The following is a 17,852-nucleotide window of genomic DNA, read 5'->3' on the forward strand; positions in this document are numbered from 1 at the left end:
TCGAGGGTCATTCCTCGTCGTCGAGCTCGTCCGCGTCGTCGGAATCGTCGTCGTCATCCGACTCGTCGTCATCGTCATCGTCGTCATCCGACTCGTCGTCGTCATCCGACTCGTCGTCGTCCTCATCCGACCCGTCGTCGTCGTCGGACTCGTCGTCGTCGTCGGAGTCGTCTCCGGACTCCTCGTCCGGGTCGCCCGACGGGTCGAGTTCGTCGATGTCCACGCCGTCGACGTCGCCCGCATGGAGGATGTCCGAAGCCGTGCCGTCGAGCTCGTCGTCGTCCAGATCGTCCAGGTCGTCGTCCTCGTCATCCGACGCGTCGTCGGCGGAGTCGTCCGTTCCGCCCTCGGCATCCGCATCGGCCGCAGCCTGCTCGGCGAGCTCCGCCTGATGCGCACGGTACTCGGCGAGACGCTCGGCCCACGGCACCCACTCGGGCGCGAGGAGCGCACCGTCGCCGGGGAGCAGCTCGACCTCGAGCACCGTCGGCTCCTCGTCGTCCACGCGGGCGACGGTCACGGTCCAGTACCACCCGGGATACCCCGCCAGCCGGTTCTCGAACCGCAGAGACACCGAGCCGTCGTCCTCCAGCAGGTAGCCGGCCGCGGGCCCGATGGTCGACGCTGGGGTGATCTCGCGCAGCGCCGCCAGTGCGAGATCGTGCGCGTCGAGGAGACGCTGGTCGGCGTCAGGCTTCGAGGTCATCGGCGACCTTGCGGAGGACGGCCGCGATCTTGCGACCGTGGCTCGAGGAGGGGTAGCGACCGCGGCGCAGGTCGCCGCCGATCGTGTCGAGCAGCTTCACGAGATCCTCGACGATGATCGCCATGTCGTCGGCCGGCTTGCGCTTGGCCTTGGCCAGGCTGACGGGAGCCTCGAGCACGCGCACCGACAGCGCCTGGAGTCCGCGCTTGCCGTCGGCGACCCCGAACTCGACGCGCGCTCCCGCCTTCACCGCGGTGCCGGCGGGCATCGCCGAGGCGTGCAGGAAGACGTCCTGGCCGTCATCGCTGGCGATGAAGCCGAAGCCCTTGTCTTCGTCGTAGAACCTGACCTTGCCGGTGGGCATGGGATTGACCTCGCTGAATCGGTGCAGAAGAGATGGCGCGCACGTGCGCGTCCGCCCCCAGCCTACCGGTCGCCGGCCGCGCCATCTCGAAGAGCGTCGTGCGGGGTAGGCTGGGACGGATGAGCACGCAGAACTCCCAGCCGGACGTGCCGATCCGGCGGCTGGATCGGATCCTCGCCTTCACGGCGCTCGGGATCGCCGCGGCATCCGTGATCTGCTTCTTCGCCATCATCATCGGAACCGCGACCGGCATGGACCAGGAGTCCTTCGGCGAGGGGCTGTGGCCGGTGGTCGCCGCGATCCCCTACTGGGGGCTGCCGCTCGCCTTCCTCATGATCCTGGCGCTCCTCATCATGAGCTTCGTCCGCAAGGGTCGCGCATCGCGACGCTGAGGACTCCGTCATGAGCACGCACGCGCGCCCGCTGGCCGATCTGCTGGCTGCTGCGGGCGACGACGAGCTGGGGCGGCTGTTCGCAGCGCGCGGGGTGCGCGCCGACCCGGGCTGGCATGACTTCTTCGACGCCGCCGAGGCGCTTCTCGAACCGGCATCCATCGCCAAGGCGCTCCCACGTCTGACCGCTTCCCAGGCGTCCGCCCTCCTGCGCGCCCGACGAGGGGAGGATGCCGGCGCGGAGCGCCCGGCGCTCGACGCGCTCGCGCTGCTCGATCGCGAGGGCGCGCCGTGGCCTCCCGTGTCCGCGGCACTCGACGGTCGTACGGATCCCGGAGCCGAAGAGGTTCCGGCCCCCGCCGCCGCGTCGCCGGATGCCGCGGCGCATGCCGCAGAGCGGGCGTTCACCAGCGTGACCGTGCTCGCCGACCTGCTCATGCTGACCCGCGAGGCGCCCTTCGCCCTCGTCGCGGGCGGCGATGTCAGCGCTGCCGAGAAGCGCCAGCTCGGCGATGCCGGCCTGCCGATCGAGATCCTCGACCCGCTCATCTCCATCGCGATCGACGGCTCGCTCGCCGTGGCCGCGGACCGTCGACTCCGTGTGACCGACGCCGGCGACGAGTGGTTGCGCTCCCCCGCGGCCGACCGGTGGTCGCGTCTGGCTACCGCCTTCCGTGCGACGCTGCCCGCGGGAGTGCGCTCGGCCGACGGTGGATGGATCCCGCCAGACGGGTGGTCGACCGCGCATCCCTGGGATCCCGCCTGGCCGGAACGGAGTCGCGCGCTCCAGGAGCAGGCGAGGCTGCTCGGGCTGATCGCCGAGGACGGCGCCGAACCCGCCTGGGCCGCGCCGCTGAGGTCCGGAGGTCCGGCCGACCCCTCCGCTCTGACCGCACTGCTCCCGGCCGAGGTCGACCGGATCTTCCTGCAGAACGACCTGACCGCCATCGCGCCGGGGCCGCTGTCCCCCGCCCTCGACGTGCGTCTGCGCACGCTGGCTGCCCGCGAGTCCGCGTCGCAGGCGTCGTCGTACCGCTTCACCGCCGAGTCGGTCGCCCGGGCGTTCGTGCTCGGCGAGACCGAGGAGTCCGCGCTCGAGTTCCTGGGCCGCATCTCGCTCACCGGCATCCCCCAGCCGCTCGCCTACCTGATCGCCCGGACCGCCCAGCGGCACGGCCTCGTGCGGGTGTTCGCGGACGAGACCGGTGGCACGCGCGTCGAGAGCTCCGACCCGCACCTCATCCAGGCCATGTCGGTCGACCAGGGTCTGCGCCCCCTCGGACTGTTCGCGGACGCCGACGGCCTCGTCACCCAGGTGGGCCGCGAGACGGTCTACTGGGCGCTGACCGACGCCCGCTACCCCGCGACCCTCATCGGCCCCGACGGAGCCCCCGTCGTGGGCGATCGCCGACCCACGCCGCATCCGACGCCGGCGTCAGGGACCGACGTCGACTACGGTCCGCTCATCGCGCGACTGCGGGCACGACAGGGTCCGGACGCGGATGCCGCATGGCTCGACCGCGAGCTCGAGGCAGCCGTGCGCTCGCGGGCCGTGCTGCGCGTGATCGTCGGGATGCCGGACGGATCCACGCGCGAGCTGCTGCTCGAGGCCACGGGCCTCGGCGGCGGACGGCTGCGCGGGAGGGATCGCGCCGCGGACGTCGAACGCACCCTCCCGGTCTCCAGCATCCGCGCCGCCTCGGTCGAATCCGCCTGAGCCCCCTCCCCGCTCCGGCCGGTAAGATGGGCACTTATGTCTGATGGCCCTCTGATCGTCCAGAGCGATCGCACCGTGCTGCTCGAGGTCGCCCACGCCGATGCCGAGAACGCGCGCCATGAGCTCGCGATCTTCGCCGAGCTGGAGCGCGCGCCGGAGCACATCCACACGTACCGCATCACCCGGCTCGGGCTGTGGAACGCCCGGGCCGCCGGACACACGGCGGACGACATGCTGGAGACCCTGGACCGGTGGTCGCGCTTCCCGGTCCCCCCGTCGGTCGCGGTGGATCTGCGCGAGACCGTGAACCGATACGGACGCCTCGTGATCGAGCGCGACGAGGAGGGTGTGCTGATCCTGCGATCGAGCGACCCCGCCGTGCTGGCGCAGGTCGCGAACAACAAGCGCATCCAGCCGCTGCTGATCGGCCACCCCACCCCCGAGACCTTCGTCGTGGACGCCTGGGCGCGCGGACAGATCAAGCAGGAGCTGCTGAAGATCGGCTGGCCCGCCGAGGATCTCGCGGGTTACACCCCCGGCACGCCCCATGAGATCGAGCTCGACGAGGGCACCTGGAAGATCCGCCCCTATCAGCAGGATGCCGTCGACGCGTTCGCGAAGGACGGCTCGGGCGTCGTCGTGCTTCCCTGCGGCGCCGGCAAGACGATCGTCGGCGCGGGCGCGATGGCCGCTACCAAGACCACCACGCTCATCCTCGTCACCAACACGGTCTCGGCGCGGCAGTGGCGCGACGAGCTGCTCAAGCGCACCAGCCTCACCCCCGAGGAGATCGGCGAGTACTCCGGGCAGTCCAAGGAGGTCAAGCCGGTCACGATCGCGACCTACCAGATCCTGACCGCGAAGCGGAAGGGCGCGTACGCGCACCTCGCCCTGCTCGACGCCCTGGACTGGGGCCTCATCGTCTACGACGAGGTGCACCTGCTCCCCGCTCCGGTGTTCAAGCTGACGGCCGACCTGCAGGCGCGCCGCCGTATCGGCCTCACTGCCACCCTGGTTCGCGAGGACGGCCGCGAGGGCGACGTCTTCAGCCTGATCGGCCCCAAGCGCTTCGACGCCCCATGGAAGCAGATCGAGGCGCAGGGCTTCATCTCCCCCGCCGCCTGCTACGAGGTCCGAGTGGACCTGCCGCCGGATGACCGGCTGGAGTACGCCGCCGCGACCGACGACGAGCGCTACCGTCTCGCGGCGTCGGCGCCCGCGAAGATCGACGCCGTGCGCGAGCTCATCGCCAAGCATCCCGGCGAGCAGATCCTCGTGATCGGCCAGTACCTCGATCAGCTCGAGACGCTGTCGGAGGCGCTGGACGCGCCGCAGATCACGGGCGCGACCCCGGTCGACGAGCGGGAGGAGCTGTACCGGCAGTTCCGCGAAGGCGAGATCCAGCTGCTCGTCGTGTCGAAGGTCGCGAACTTCTCGATCGACCTGCCCGAGGCGTCCGTCGCCATCCAGGTCTCGGGGTCGTTCGGCTCGCGTCAGGAGGAGGCGCAGCGCCTGGGACGTCTGCTGCGGCCAAAGCAGTCGGGGCACACGGCGAGCTTCTACACGCTCATCGCCCGCGACACGATCGACCAGGACTACGCCCAGAACCGCCAGCGCTTCCTCGCCGAGCAGGGCTACAGCTACACAATCCTCGACGCCGACGCCCTCGCCGCGGCCTGACCCCGCCTTCCCGTCGCCCCTTCCCGCCGCGCCTTCCCGTCGCACGAGCGGCTGTTTTCCTGGGCTTCTTCCGCTCCCGTCGCCCGAGCGGCTGTTCCCAGCCGTGTGAGCAGCCGTTGGCGCGACCGGAACGTCGTGCCGTGACCGCCTGCGCTGTGGATAAGCCTCGGGAGTCGAGCGCCGGCGTGGCAGAGTCGCGGAATGCGCAGACCGGCTCCGATTCCGCCCGAGTGGGGAAGCGCGTTCGGCGTCGCCCAGGCACGGGATGCCGGAGTGGGACGGGGGCGGCTCCGGCATCCGCGGTTCGAGCGTCCGTTCCGCGGAGTGCGGGTGCTTCCGGGGATCGACCCTCCCGTCGACGATCCCTACGAGCGGCAGGCACGCGCCCGGTTGGCCGCGGCCCGTGCCTGGCTGCCGCGGATGCGGGAGACGCAGTTCTTCAGCCACGAGACGGCTGCGGCGATCTGGGGCGCTCCCCTTCCGCTCGTCGCGGAGGAGCACCCCGGCTTCCCGGTGCAAGCGAGCGTCTTCGGGGAGCAGCCGCTCCCGCGCGAGCCGAACGTCGCCGCACACCGGGCATCTGCGCTCACCACCGCCGTCGTGGCGCGGGGATCCGTGCGCGTGGCATCCCCGGCGAGCACGTGGGCGAGTCTCGGGCGACTCCCCCTCTTCGACCTCGTCGCCCTGGGCGACTTCTTCTGTCGGGAGTGGCGGTCGGGCGTCGGGCGCCGGCAGGCGGGCCGCACCCCGCTGGCGACCCGCGATCAGCTGCGGAGCGCCATCGAGGCGGGCCGCCGCGTGGGGAATCCCCGGCTGCGTCGAGCGCTCGACCTGATCCGCGAGGACTCCTGGTCGCCGCGGGAAACGCGGGTCCGCTGCATCCTCATCCGCGAAGGCCTGCCCGAGCCGGAGCTGAACGTCGACGTCTTCGACGACGACGGACGCTTCCTCGCGTGCCTCGACCTCGCGTATCCGGCGAGGAAGGCCGCGGTGGAGTACCACGGCATGCTCCACGCGTCGACGTATCCCGCCGACGTCGAGCGTCTCGCGCGACTCCGCGCCGCCGGCTGGACGGTCATCGAGGTCACCGCCCCGCTCCTCGCGACCCCCGGCGTGCTGGCCGCCCGGGTGCGTGACGCCCTGCGCTGACCGCGCCTTGCGCTGTCTCGCGTTCCCGTCGCGCGAAGGGCTGATATCGACCGCCGGAGCAGCCGCTCGTGCGACGGGAAGGCGGAGCAGGCGGCGGCGGGTCGTGGGAACGGGGAGCGAACGCTACCCGGGGCGCACCGGAAGATTAGCAGCCGGTGCATCGGCGGAGTCACCATAATGGGGTCATGACTGATGCGCGCATCCTGGTCGTCGACGACGAGCCGAACATCCGTGACCTGCTCTCCACCGGCCTGAGCTTCGCGGGATTCCAGGTGAAGACGGTCGCCAACGGCGCCGCCACCATCTCCGCCGTGCTCGAGGAGGAGCCCGACCTCATCATCCTCGACGTCATGCTCCCCGACATGAACGGCTTCAGCGTGACCAAGCGTCTGCGCGGTGCCGGCTTCACGGCGCCGATTCTGTTCCTCACCGCCAAGGACGGCACGGACGACAAGATCGAGGGCCTGAACGCCGGCGGCGACGACTACGTCACCAAGCCGTTCAGCCTCGACGAGATCGTCGCCCGGGCGCAGGCCATCCTCCGCCGCACCATGCAGGCGGACGAGGAGTCGGTGATCCGCGCCGGAGAGCTGTCGATGGATCAGGACACCCATGACGTCCGCGTCGGCAAGGAGCCCATCGAGCTGAGCCCGACCGAGTTCAAGCTGCTGCGCTACCTCATGCTCAACCCGAACCGGGTGCTCTCGAAGGCGCAGATCCTCGACCACGTCTGGGAGTACGACTTCAACGGCGACGCGGGCATCGTGGAGAGTTACATCTCGTACCTCCGGCGCAAGATCGACCCGCACACCGACGAGTCGCTGATCCAGACCAAGCGCGGATTCGGCTACATGCTCAAGGTCGGCAAGTCCGCCTGAGCTCCGCCATCCCGCACCCGACGCCGTACGAGGAGGACCGCATGGCGCACAAGCCCGATGCGGTCACCTCCGGCTGGCGGCGGATCAGCCTCCGCGCCAAGGTCACCGGTGTGACCGTGGCGGTCCTGGCACTCGGCCTCCTGGTCGCGGGCGTCGGCACGGTGCCCGTCCTGCGCACCGCCCTGGTGGCGAACATCGACGCGCAGCTGCCCGCGCTGGTGACGAGCAACCTCGTCGACCGCTACTTCGAGACCACGTATGCCGAGGGCGAGACGGTGTACACGGCCACGGAGACCCCGCGCGACTTCTCGGTCGCGCTGTACGACGCCGAGGGCGATCTGCGGGCCACGGCGAGCGATGCGGATGCCGAGACGGCGCCGCTCTTCCCGTCGTCGTACTCGGTCGCCGAGGCGCAGGCGAATCTGGACCAGGTCTTCGACCTCACCGCGCGGGACGGCACCGTCTACCGCGCGGCGGTCGCGGTGCTGACCGGGGAGAACGGCGCGCTGCTGGTGCAGCTGGTGGCGATGCCGCTCGCCGAGGCGGATCGGATCATCAGCCAGTACTTCGGCATCTACATCACGATCGCGTTCATCACCATCTTCATCGCCGCCGTCGCGACGCGGGGCCTCGTGACCCTGACGTTCCGCCGGCTCGGGCAGGTCGAGGCGACCGCCATGGCCATCGCGGCGGGCGACTTCAGCCAGCGCCTCACCGACCTCGAGCCGACGACGGAGGTCGGCCGCCTGAACACCGCCATCAACACCATGCTCGATCGGGTGGACCGGTCGCTGGCGCAGCGCGAGCGCACCGTCCAGCACATGCGCCGCTTCATCGGCGACGCGAGCCACGAGCTGCGCACGCCGCTGGTCAGCGTCCGCGGTTATGCGGAGCTGTACCGGATGGGCGCCATCCAGGGCGAGGAAGACGTCACCCGCGCGATGGAGCGCATCGAGAAGGAGGCGATCCGCATGGGCGTGCTGGTCGAGGACCTCCTGGCGCTCGCACGGCTCGACGAGGAACGCGAGCCCGAGATCGTGCCCCTCGACCTCCGCCCGGTGGCACGCGACGCCGCGCTCGACGTCCGCGCCGCGGCCCCCGCACGGACCATCACGGTGGTCGATCGCACGGTGAAGACGGCCATGGTCGCTCCGGTGCGGATGACCCCGCCGACCCCGGCGACCGAGACGCAGCCGCAGCCGACCGGTCGCGGACTCTCCCGATCGGCGCTCGCCCGTCTGCGCCGCCGACCGAAGCCGTCGCCGGAGAAGACTGCTGGGCCGGGCGAGCCGGTTCCCGCGATCGACTTCACGGAGAGCCGCGATCTGCCCGTGCGCACCCCTCCGATCGTGCTCGGCGAGGAGAACAAGGTCCGTCAGGTGGTCACGAACCTGCTCGGCAACGCCCGCCGCTTCTCTCCCGAGGACAGCCCGATCGAGATCGTCGTGGACTCCGACCGCGTGCGCGGCACGGCGAGCATCGCGATCGTCGACCACGGCGAGGGCATCCCCCCGCAGATCCGTGAGCAGATCTTCGAGCGATTCTGGCGCGCCGACACGTCGCGAGCTCGGGAGACCGGCGGCTCGGGTCTGGGCCTGGCGATCGTGGCGTCGATCATGAAGGCGCTCGGCGGCAGCGTCGCCGTCTCGGAGACGCCCGGCGGAGGCGCGACGTTCACGGTGACCCTCCCGCTCGCGCCCGCGCGCGCCACACCGGCGCACCTGCTCGAGGACACGCAACCGCTGGAGCCTCTCGACCTCTGACGCCCCGTACGTTCTGCACACGGCGCGTTCGCGGGCGGTTCTCCCCCGGCGCCGGAGCGGACCGGGGCGAGGCGCGGATCGCGCGCCGCCCTCTGGCTACTCTCGGAACCCCAACACGAAGGAGTTCCCATGTCCGTCTTCACCGTCGACACCGAGGCCGTCCAGGCCGCCAACGGCGCCGCGCGCGCCACCATGGAGCGGCTGCAGGCCGAGTCCACCACGCTGATGGCGCAGCTGACGCAGCTGCAATCCTCGTGGGTGGGCAGCGCCTCGACCGCGTTCCAGGGCTGCGCGGAGCAGTGGCGCACCGCCGCTCTCCAGGTCGAGCAGGTCCTCGACTCGATCGGGACCGCGCTGGGATCGGCCGCGACGCAGTACGCGGATGCCGACCAGTACTCGGCCAGCCTGTTCCACTGACGCATCCGACGGAACGCAGAACGCCCCCGGCCGGAGCCGGGGGCGTTCTGTCACGGGAGCGGGATCAGAAGTCCATGCCACCCGTCGGGTCGCCAGCCGGAGCGGCGACCTTCTCGGGCTTGTCGGCCACGACGGCCTCGGTCGTCAGGAAGAGACCGGCGATCGACGCGGCGTTCTGCAGCGCCGAGCGGGTGACCTTGGCGGGGTCGATGATGCCCTGTGCGAACATGTCGCCGTACTCGCCCGTGGCGGCGTTGAGGCCCTCGCCCGCGGGGAGCTCGGAGACCTTGTTCGCCACGACGCCCGGCTCGAGACCGGCGTTGAGGGCGATCTGCTTCAGCGGAGCCTCGATCGCGACGCGAACGATGTTCGCACCGGTCGCCTCGTCGCCCGACAGCTCGAGAGCGTCGAGAGCCTTGGTGCCCGACTGGATCAGCGCGACGCCACCACCGGGGACGATGCCCTCCTCGACGGCTGCCTTCGCGTTGCGGACGGCGTCCTCGATGCGGTGCTTGCGCTCCTTGAGCTCGACCTCGGTCGCGGCACCCGCCTTGATGACGGCGACGCCGCCGGCGAGCTTGGCGAGGCGCTCCTGCAGCTTCTCGCGGTCGTAGTCGCTGTCGGTGTTCTCGATCTCGCGACGGATCTGCGTGACGCGACCCTCGATCTGGTCGGCTTCGCCGGCACCCTCGACGATCGTGGTCTCGTCCTTCGTGACGATGACCTTGCGGGCACGGCCGAGCAGGTCGAGCGTGGCGTTCTCCAGCTTGAGGCCGACCTCTTCGGTGATGACCTGGCCGCCGGTGAGGATGGCGATGTCCTGCAGCTGCGCCTTGCGGCGGTCGCCGAAGCCCGGAGCCTTGACGGCGACCGACTTGAAGATGCCCTTGAGCTTGTTGAGCACGAGCGTCGCGAGAGCCTCGCCCTCGACGTCCTCGGCGATGATGACGAGCTCCTTGCCGTCCTGGATCACCTTGTCGACGATCGGCAGGAGGTCCTTGATGTTGGAGATCTTCTGGTTCGCGATCAGGATGTACGGGTCTTCGAAGACCGCTTCCTGACGCTCCGGGTCGGTGACGAAGTAGGGGTTCAGGTAGCCCTTGTCGAAGCGCATGCCCTCGGTGAGCTCGAGCTCGGTGCCGAACGTCTGCGACTCCTCGACGGTGACCACGCCCTCCTTGCCGACCTTGTCGATCGCCTCGGCGATGAGCTCGCCGATCGCGGTGTCTGCAGCGGAGATGGATGCGGTGGCGGCGATCTGCTCCTTGGAGTCGATCTCCTTCGCCGTGGCGAGCAGCTCATCGGTGATGGCCGTGACGGCCTTCTCGATGCCGCGCTTGAGCGAGATGGGGTCGGCGCCGGCTGCGACGTTGCGCAGACCCTCGCGGACGAGCGCCTGGGCGAGGACCGTCGCGGTGGTGGTTCCGTCACCCGCGACGTCGTCGGTCTTCTTGGCGACCTCCTTGACGAGCTCCGCGCCGATCTTCTCGTACGGGTCGTCCAGCTCGATCTCCTTGGCGATGGACACACCGTCGTTCGTGATCGTGGGTGCGCCCCACTTCTTCTCGAGCACGACGTTGCGACCGCGCGGGCCGAGGGTCACCTTGACCGCGTCGGCGAGGATGTTGAGGCCGCGCTCGAGGCCGCGGCGGGCCTCCTCATCGAAAGCGATGATCTTTGCCATGAGTTTTGTCGTCCCTCCTGGACGTAGACGTTGGGTTTAGCACTCCGAGTGAGAGAGTGCTAACGCCATTCTGGCACTCGACCCCTCCGAGTGCAAGCCGCGGCGGCTCGGCCGTCGGAGGGCGTCAGGGAGCGGGCGTCTCCGCGGGCTCCTGGGGACCGGCGGCCGTGCGGTCCTGGCCGATCACCACCGTGAGCTGCTTCTGATCGGTCTCGTTCAGCCCGGCGTAGAACTCGCTCTGCGACACGTTCGCCCCGCCGATCAGGTTGGCCAGGCCGATCGCGGCGAGCTCGTCCTCGTCGGCGATGTAGTACACCGTGGTGGTCTGGAAGTCCTGGCTGGCGCTGTCGGTGGAGTACACCGTCTCGGCCGGCCATCCCGCATTGATGAGGTCGTCGCGGAGCTGGGTGTCGAGCCCTTCCTCGGCGGTCGCGTTGAGGATCATCACCGAGTAGGTCGTGTCGACCACACCGGTCTCGACGGGGGTGGGAGTCGCAGTGGGCACCGCCTCGGGGAAGAGGGAGATGCGGCCCATCACGACCAGGGATCCGAAGATGCCGACGATGATGAGCACGAGTGCGGCGACGAAGGACCACAGCAGCACGACCCAGCCGTTCATGCCGGGTGCTTCGGCTCGATGCGCTCCCACGCGACCGGAGGTACGGGGGACGTCGTCGAAACGGTCGCGGATCGGCTTGGTCACCCCCCGATGCTAGCCGAGGACGCCGTCAGCCCACGAAACCCGGGGTGCGGGCGGTGCGGCGGGCCGCCCGTGAGTCGCGCAGACGCCGCAATCGCCCCACCAGCAGCGGGTCGTACGCGAGGGCGGCATCCGACTCGACGAGGCGTCCGAGCAGCTGGTAGTAGCGCGCGGCGCTCATCCCCAGCTGCGCCCGGATGACCTCTTCCTTCGCGCCGCCGTGGCGCGGCCAGGCCGTCTCCAGGGCAAGGATCGCGCGGTCGCGCTCCGTCAGGTCTCCGAGCATGGCTCCAGGCTAGGACGCGTCGGTCTCCGCGGCGGTGCGCCACTCCCACCACGCGCCGAGCGGATCGGCGGCGGCCCGCACCCGGGCGTCCAGAGCGACGACGAAGCCCGACCAGGCGTGCGCGTCGACCGGCGGCTCCCAGACGTCGAGCAGTCCGGGCGGATCGATCGTCACCCAGCGGGCGTCGGCTCGGCGGATGCGGTCGACCAGGCTCTCGCGCGCCGCACGGGGGATGTGCACGAGGACGCCCGGGGTCGTGATCACCAGGGTCGCCGACGCCGGGGCCCGCGCGATCAGATCGTCGAGGCGGTCTCCGGCGTCGCCGGCGACGAGCAGGGGCGGGTCGGATGCCGCGATCTCGAGCGCCGCCGAGATCCGCTCCTCCCTGCCGGTCTCCCCCGGCCAGACGAGTTCGCGCAGCCAGCGCCGGTCGCGCTCGGACCGAGCGTCGAGCGGAGACAGGTCGATCCCGGCGCGCCAGACGACCTCGGGCAGGCGCAGTGCGGGCAGGGGTCCGTCGACTCGGCTCTCGAGGACCACCGGCGACGGTCCGTCGGGCGGATCGAGAGCGGCGCGGACCGTCCCGTCGCTCCCCCTGTACCGGTAGGAGTACCGATCCGGGTACAGGCAGAGACCGGCGGACGCTCCGATCTCGAGGAGCGCGAGGGGCCCGTCGATCTCCGACAGCACGGGCAGCAGCGCGGCGAGACGGAGCGGCTCGTTCGTCTGCAGCGAGCGCGCCGCGCACTCCGCGACCACCTGGTCGGCGTGCTCCTGCACGAACGCGCGCCACACGGCGTACGACTCCGACGGGGCCCCGAGCATCCGGGTGACCGCGAACACGAGCGCCGGCTGGCGTCGATTCCCCGGGATGCGGGAGAGGATGCCCCGCACCTCGGCGTCGCCCGCCACCCCCGCCGCCCATTCCGCGTAGAGCGGGCTGCGGCCCGGCGCCTCCTCGGCGGCGAATCGCGCGTAGCGCTCCTGCACGGCATCCGTCATCCCCCCATTCTGGGGCCGTCACCCCCGCCGCCCGTCCGGCAGGGGAGAATGGAGGGGACCTAGGAGGATTCATGTCGTACAGCGTGCAGAAGAGCGAAGAGGAATGGCGCCGCGAGCTCGGCGAGGAGCAGTACGCCGTGCTGCGGCAGTCGGCGACGGAGCGGGCGTGGACCGGCGAGCTCCTCGACGAGGAGCGGGCGGGCCTCTACACCTGCGGAGCGTGCGGCGCGGAGCTGTTCCGCAGCGGCACGAAGTTCGACTCCGGCTGCGGATGGCCGAGCTTCTACGAGTCCGTGCGCCCCGAGGCGGTCGAGCTGATCGAGGACACCTCGCTCGGCATGGTGCGCACCGAGGTGCGCTGCGCGAACTGCGGGTCGCACCTGGGCCACGTCTTCCCCGACGGCTTCGGCACCCCGACCGGTGACCGCTATTGCATGAACTCGCTCGCCCTGACCTTCACGCCCGAGGCCCCGGAGGCGTGAGCGCGCTCGACGCCGTCCTCGCCCGGCAGTCCTGGTCGAAGGTCACTGAGGACGCCCCGACGCGCGAGGAGCTCCTGCCCCTGGTCGCGGCGGCGGGACGCGTGGCCGACCACTCGTCCCTGCGCCCGTGGCGGCTGATCGAGCTGCGCGGCGACGACCGGCTCGCGCTGGGGGCGGCGATCGCGAAGGCGCAGGGTGACAAGAGCCCGTCGACCAAGCCCCTGCGCGCCTCGCTGCTGATCGCGGTCGTGGCCAGCTACCGCAAGAGCGATAAGGTGCCGCATTGGGAGCAGGAGGCGGTTGCGTCGGGCGTCGCGCACACGCTGAGCCTCCTCCTCGATGAGGCCGGCTGGGGCGTGATCTGGCGCACGGGCGGCTACACACGCGCCAAGGCGGTCGCGAAGGCGCACGGCCTGACGAAGAACGAGGAGCTCCTCGGGTGGCTCTACGTCGGCGGCAAGCCCGCGAAGGAGCCGGGGCGACGCAAGCCCGTGGACGCCGATGCGCTGCTGACGCCCCTGCCCCCGAAGAAGCGGAAGAAGGACGCGGAGAAGCGCTGATCAGCGCCGTCGGCGGACCAGCGCCACCAGCACGGATGCCGCGGCGATGGCCACCATCGTGACGATCTGCCACGCGGCGGGACCGGCCTCGGTCGGCCAGATCAGATCGATCGCGACCGCGGTGACGAGCTGACCGAGCACGGACCCGAGTCCGAGCAGCAGCACGCCGGTCTGCGCGACGAGGAACGCCCCGAGGAAGATGTAGACGATCCCGAGGAACCCGCCCAGGTAGATCCACGGCTCGGCGGGCAGCGGGTGGGGCGCCCCCGACACCGCGACGCTCACGGCCGCCGCGACGGCCAGGACGACGGTCCCCACTACGAAGCTCGTCATGGTCGCGGCCATGGGCGAGGCCAGCCGCTGAGCCAGCCGTCCGTTCGCCGCCTGCTGCCAGGCGATGCCGACGCCGGCGACGAACGGCAGCACGAGCATCCACAGCGGCGCGGTCGCGAGCACATCACCGGTCAGCGACACGCCCACCGCGAGCAGGGCCAGCGCGGCACCGGCCACGCGTCCCATCGTGACGGCCACGACACCGGCCGGACCGAACCCGATGCGGTCGAGCACGAGCCCGTGCACGGTCTGCCCCGCGACGACGCCCACCGTGAACAGCGAGACGCCGAGGAAGCCGGCGGTGAGCCCCTGCGTCGACACGGTGAGGGCGCCGCACGCGCCACCCAGCAGCATCCACGGCGGGATCGTGCGCGCCCGCAGGCCGGTCCACAGCCGTCGCATACCGGCGCGACCGGGGCGGAGGGACGCGACGATGACCCCCAGGGCGAGGGTGCCGACGGCGAACGAGACGAGCCCCGCGACGACCCCGTCGTCGAGACGCGACCCGAGCACCCCGTTGATGCGCGCCTGCACGGCCGTCATCATGCCGATGGCCACGGCTCCCGCGATCGCGAGCGGGGCGGGGAGCGGGCGGGGCGATGTCACTCGTCTCACGGTAGCCCACGACGCCGACCCGGGCGGGCTCAGTCGTCCTCGGCCCGCTCCGCTGCATCGGGTCGACCGGTGAGGATCAGGATGCGCCGCAGGTGCATGGCGCAGAGCACGCCGGGGCCGAGCGAGCTGCGGGACTCGAGCGTGCGGTCGTCGACGGCCTCGATCAGCAGGCGCACCTCGCGGGCAGCCCCCTCGCGAGCGCGATGCGCCTCCCGCGATGCGGGGTCGTCCTGGGCGACCGCCTCGGCCACCGCATGACAGGCGGCGGTCAGGACGCCGGGCAGCGCCGGGTCCAAGGGCAGGGCGGCCGGGCGCTCCCAGATCGTGTCGGCGAGCACATCGGCGATGTCGCGGATGTGGTGCGCGACCCGTTCGAGCGCATCGAGATCCGCCCGCGCCTCCGCCGTGCCGGGGCGCCGCCATGCCCGCGGGTTCCCCCGCCGGCTCTCCTCCGCCTCGGCCAGCACTCCCTGCAGGCTGCGGGTGGTGTCGGCGAGCGAGGCGGCATCCCGTGCCCACTGCTCGTGCTCCGGCGGCCAGGACTCCGAGACCGCGTCGCCGATGTCGTGCAGGTGCTCGGCGAGCTGCGCACGGAAGGCGCCGACGCGCTGCGTCGCGGACGCGGTGAGCGGCGCGGGCGCCACCACGAGATTCACGACGAGCCCGATGACGGCACCCACCGCCATCTGGGTCAGGTAGCCGAGAGAGTAGTCCTCCGCATCCTGCCCGCCGATGATGAGCACGAAGAGGGCGGCGATCGGCACGTACTCCCTCCCCGCCCCGAACCAGCCGGTGCCCGAGAGCAGCACGCCGATGCCCACCACCACGGGGATCGTCCACCAGTTCGGGCCGACGGTGAAGACCGCGAGCGCCGCGAGGCCGATGCCTGCGGCCAGTCCGAACAGGGTCTGCAACGCCGAGCGCAACGACCCCATCAGCGTCGGATACATGCTCACGAGCACGCCGAGCGGGGCGTAGTACGGGTACTCCTGGGTGACTCCGGGCATGTGCGGAGCGATCCACCACGCGAGACCCACGGCGACCGCGGTCTTCGCGGCGAGCAGGAGTCGGGGCGGCTGGGCGGCCTGCTGGAGCGAGCGCGCGAGCCCCGAGGCGCGACGTCGGATCCGAACGGTCTTCTGCGTCACGTCATCCTTCCTGCGCCCGGAGCGGCTTCCCGGGCTTCCCTGCACCGTAGCCGCTCCCCCTGAACGCGACCACAAGCCTCCGGACCGAGGTCGGCGCCGCGGCACGGGAAAGGGGCGGATGCCGCAGCATCCGCCCCTCCGTCCCCTCCGGACGACTCTCAGCTGTCGGCGACGTTGTCCCGCGCCTCCTGCGCGCGGTCGGTCACCTGGCCCGTAGCCTCCTTGACATCGGAGGTCACGTGCGCGGCCGCATCCGACGCCGTGTCCTTGACGTTCTGCACGGCCTCCTTCACGGGCTCCTGCAGGTTCGAGCCGATGTCCTGCGCGACGCTCTTCGCCTCCTCGACGAGCGGCTGCGCCTGCTCCTTCACACCGGCCGCGAGGTCCTTCTCCTTCTCGGAAGCGGGCATCAACGAGGCGGCGAGGAGCCCCGCACCGAAGGCGATGAGCCCGACGGCGAGCGGGTTGCCTTCGGCTTTGGCCGCCACGCGGTGCGCGGCGTTGCCCACGCCCTCCGCGGCGTGCGATCCGGCACCCCCGATCGACGAGCCCGCACCGCCGATCGCGGAGCCCGCATCGTCGGCGACGCCCATCACGCGGTCGCGCACCGACCCGAGAGCGTTCTTCAGCTTGCCCTTCTGCCGATCGACGATCTTCGACGGGGTGACCTTGTCGACCAGCGCGTCGGTGTCGCGGCCCAGTTCGTTGCGGGTGCGCTCGATCTCGGCGCGCAGGGCCTCAGGTGAATCAGTCATCGGTTCTCCTCATTCCTTTTCAGAGTGTCGGGAATCTTCTTGAGCGACTCCACGGTGCGCGGGGCGCCCGTGATGTCCTTGAGCTGGCGCTTGCCGTTGAGGAACAGCACGAGCGCGATGATGGCCCAGATGGCCATGACGATGAGCGCGGACCAGCCGAGCCCGGTGAGATAGCCGATGCCCCACCACGCGGCGAGCGAGAGGAACAGCACGGCCATCGACGCCGCGTAGGCCGCGCCGCCCAGCATCCCCGCTCCCTTGCCGGCGGTAGTCGCGGACTCCTTCACCTCGGCCTTGGCGAGCGCGAGCTCCTGCCTCATCAGCACCGAGATGTCGCGCGTCACCTCGCTGACGAGCTCTCCGAGCGACGTGGTCGCCGCCTTCTCCTCGGACGGCGTCGGCTCATCGGCCATCGTAGGTCTCCTCCGTCGCGCCGCCGCCGCCCTGCACCGTGCGGTCGTAGAGCGGGGTCTGCGTGCCGCCGATCGGCGCCGAAGCGGCCTCGGGAACGCCGGGGGCGGATGCCGGGGCGACCGATGCCGGAGGCGCCGGCGGGGCGGGCGGGGCCGAGACGGGGGCCGCGGATCCCGTCGACCCGGCGGCGGCCTTCTCGTCGGCGGCGCCCTCGGCGAGCGCGCGCGTCAGGCGACCGGCGGCGATGCCGGCGATCAGCGCACCGGCGATGAAGACGCCGGGCTTGCGCCGGGCGAAGGTCTTGACCTCCTGGAGCAGGCTGCCCGGGTCGCGGTCCGCGAGCCAGGTGGAGACCCCGGCGAGACGCGACGACGCCTGCTGGACGAGGTCGGTCGCGACACCTGGAGTGTCGCTGCGCTGCGCCATGGAGCCGAACTCCTCGCCGACCGATCGGAGCCCGTCCGCGACGCGGCGCTGCTGGGCGGCGGCCTGCTCGGTCAGCTCGTGGCGGGTCTGGTGGTAGACGTCCTTCAGCTGCGCCTTGGTCTCGTGGACGACCGCGGAGGCCTCCTCCTTGGCGGTCTCCGCCACGTGCCCGACCTGCTCCTGAGCCGTGTCCTTCAGCTCCGAGGCCTCCTGCTTCGCGACGTCGGCCTTGCCCTGAGAGGAGCCGTCGCCGGTCCCGGTCTCTGACGGGAACGAACCTGTGTTCTGCGACATGCGGATCTTCCTTCCGTGCTTCTCGGATGTGGTGTCCTGAGAGCAAACGCCGGGAGGAAAAGTTTCGACAGCGGGTTGACCCGGACA

At 71.2% G+C, this 17,852-nt stretch carries 20 protein-coding genes; 9 read left to right on the forward strand and 11 right to left on the reverse strand.

Features of this window, described 5'->3' with window-relative positions:
• Positions 1-7 precede the first annotated feature (7 nt).
• Both AB3M82_RS13695 and AB3M82_RS13700 read right to left on the reverse strand, forming a co-directional pair.
• Positions 8-706, reverse strand: a complete 699-nt coding sequence (locus AB3M82_RS13695; RefSeq protein ID WP_412958500.1) for a DUF3027 domain-containing protein — start codon at positions 704-706, stop codon at positions 8-10.
• Positions 690-1,070 (reverse strand): cold-shock protein, encoded by a 381-nt coding sequence (locus AB3M82_RS13700; protein ID WP_412958501.1) that lies wholly within the window; start codon positions 1,068-1,070, stop codon positions 690-692. The genes AB3M82_RS13695 and AB3M82_RS13700 overlap by 17 nt, the downstream gene beginning before the upstream one ends.
• Positions 1,071-1,189: 119 nt before the next feature.
• On the opposite strand from AB3M82_RS13700, the gene AB3M82_RS13705 reads away from it, so the two are divergent.
• The 7 genes from AB3M82_RS13705 to AB3M82_RS13735 all read left to right on the forward strand — a co-directional run bounded on the left by AB3M82_RS13705 (position 1,190) and on the right by AB3M82_RS13735 (position 9,066).
• Positions 1,190-1,462 (forward strand): multidrug ABC transporter ATPase, encoded by a 273-nt coding sequence (locus AB3M82_RS13705; RefSeq protein ID WP_412958502.1) that lies wholly within the window; start codon positions 1,190-1,192, stop codon positions 1,460-1,462.
• Between the two features lie 10 nt (positions 1,463-1,472).
• On the forward strand, positions 1,473-3,179 hold the full coding sequence (locus AB3M82_RS13710; RefSeq protein ID WP_412958503.1) for a helicase-associated domain-containing protein: 1,707 nt from the start codon (positions 1,473-1,475) through the stop codon (positions 3,177-3,179).
• Positions 3,180-3,215: 36 nt separating this feature from the next.
• Positions 3,216-4,859, forward strand: a complete 1,644-nt coding sequence (locus AB3M82_RS13715) for a DNA repair helicase XPB (RefSeq protein WP_412958504.1) — start codon at positions 3,216-3,218, stop codon at positions 4,857-4,859.
• A gap of 201 nt (positions 4,860-5,060) precedes the next feature.
• Positions 5,061-6,008 carry a hypothetical protein gene (locus AB3M82_RS13720; RefSeq protein WP_412958505.1) on the forward strand — a complete coding sequence of 316 codons (948 nt, stop codon included), beginning with the start codon at positions 5,061-5,063 and terminating at the stop codon, positions 6,006-6,008.
• A 185-nt stretch (positions 6,009-6,193) separates the two neighbouring features.
• Positions 6,194-6,886, forward strand: coding sequence for a response regulator transcription factor (locus tag AB3M82_RS13725; RefSeq protein WP_412958506.1), 693 nt, complete (start codon positions 6,194-6,196; stop codon positions 6,884-6,886).
• 41 nt (positions 6,887-6,927) lie between these two features.
• A complete protein-coding gene (locus AB3M82_RS13730; RefSeq protein WP_412958507.1) occupies positions 6,928-8,649 on the forward strand; it encodes a sensor histidine kinase in 1,722 nt (573 codons plus the stop codon).
• A gap of 129 nt (positions 8,650-8,778) precedes the next feature.
• Positions 8,779-9,066, forward strand: coding sequence for a WXG100 family type VII secretion target (locus AB3M82_RS13735; RefSeq protein WP_412958508.1), 288 nt, complete (start codon positions 8,779-8,781; stop codon positions 9,064-9,066).
• A 64-nt stretch (positions 9,067-9,130) separates the two neighbouring features.
• Here AB3M82_RS13735 and groL read toward each other — a convergent pair whose 3' ends face one another.
• From groL to AB3M82_RS13755, 4 genes are all read right to left on the reverse strand, one after another.
• Entirely contained in the window at positions 9,131-10,750 is a 1,620-nt protein-coding gene (groL, locus tag AB3M82_RS13740; RefSeq protein ID WP_412958509.1) for a chaperonin GroEL, read from the reverse strand.
• Between the two features lie 124 nt (positions 10,751-10,874).
• Positions 10,875-11,453, reverse strand: a complete 579-nt coding sequence (locus AB3M82_RS13745; protein WP_412958510.1) for a LytR C-terminal domain-containing protein — start codon at positions 11,451-11,453, stop codon at positions 10,875-10,877.
• A gap of 25 nt (positions 11,454-11,478) precedes the next feature.
• Positions 11,479-11,736: a DUF3263 domain-containing protein gene (locus AB3M82_RS13750; RefSeq protein ID WP_412958511.1), complete on the reverse strand. Its 258-nt coding sequence runs from the start codon at positions 11,734-11,736 to the stop codon at positions 11,479-11,481.
• A 9-nt stretch (positions 11,737-11,745) separates the two neighbouring features.
• Positions 11,746-12,738, reverse strand: coding sequence for a DUF2332 domain-containing protein (locus tag AB3M82_RS13755; RefSeq protein WP_412958512.1), 993 nt, complete (start codon positions 12,736-12,738; stop codon positions 11,746-11,748).
• Positions 12,739-12,809: 71 nt separating this feature from the next.
• On the opposite strand from AB3M82_RS13755, the gene msrB reads away from it, so the two are divergent.
• Both msrB and AB3M82_RS13765 read left to right on the forward strand, forming a co-directional pair.
• Positions 12,810-13,220: a peptide-methionine (R)-S-oxide reductase MsrB gene (gene msrB / locus AB3M82_RS13760; RefSeq protein WP_412958513.1), complete on the forward strand. Its 411-nt coding sequence runs from the start codon at positions 12,810-12,812 to the stop codon at positions 13,218-13,220.
• Positions 13,217-13,780 (forward strand): nitroreductase family protein, encoded by a 564-nt coding sequence (locus AB3M82_RS13765; RefSeq protein ID WP_412958514.1) that lies wholly within the window; start codon positions 13,217-13,219, stop codon positions 13,778-13,780. The genes msrB and AB3M82_RS13765 overlap by 4 nt, the downstream gene beginning before the upstream one ends.
• On the opposite strand, the gene AB3M82_RS13770 is transcribed toward AB3M82_RS13765, so the two are convergent.
• The 5 genes from AB3M82_RS13770 to AB3M82_RS13790 all read right to left on the reverse strand — a co-directional run bounded on the left by AB3M82_RS13770 (position 13,781) and on the right by AB3M82_RS13790 (position 17,765).
• Positions 13,781-14,728, reverse strand: coding sequence for a DMT family transporter (locus AB3M82_RS13770; RefSeq protein WP_412958515.1), 948 nt, complete (start codon positions 14,726-14,728; stop codon positions 13,781-13,783).
• Positions 14,729-14,757: 29 nt separating this feature from the next.
• Positions 14,758-15,876 carry an FUSC family protein gene (locus tag AB3M82_RS13775; protein ID WP_412958516.1) on the reverse strand — a complete coding sequence of 373 codons (1,119 nt, stop codon included), beginning with the start codon at positions 15,874-15,876 and terminating at the stop codon, positions 14,758-14,760.
• Between the two features lie 158 nt (positions 15,877-16,034).
• On the reverse strand, positions 16,035-16,631 hold the full coding sequence (locus AB3M82_RS13780) for a DUF3618 domain-containing protein (protein WP_412958517.1): 597 nt from the start codon (positions 16,629-16,631) through the stop codon (positions 16,035-16,037).
• Positions 16,628-17,044 carry a phage holin family protein gene (locus tag AB3M82_RS13785; protein ID WP_412958518.1) on the reverse strand — a complete coding sequence of 139 codons (417 nt, stop codon included), beginning with the start codon at positions 17,042-17,044 and terminating at the stop codon, positions 16,628-16,630. Before AB3M82_RS13785 ends, AB3M82_RS13780 begins: the two co-directional genes overlap by 4 nt.
• Positions 17,034-17,765: a hypothetical protein gene (locus tag AB3M82_RS13790; RefSeq protein WP_412958519.1), complete on the reverse strand. Its 732-nt coding sequence runs from the start codon at positions 17,763-17,765 to the stop codon at positions 17,034-17,036. The genes AB3M82_RS13785 and AB3M82_RS13790 overlap by 11 nt, the downstream gene beginning before the upstream one ends.
• Positions 17,766-17,852 lie beyond the last annotated feature (87 nt).

Origin of the sequence: Microbacterium californiense (assembly GCF_047246625.1) — a bacterium.
Lineage (GTDB): Bacteria > Actinomycetota > Actinomycetes > Actinomycetales > Microbacteriaceae > Microbacterium.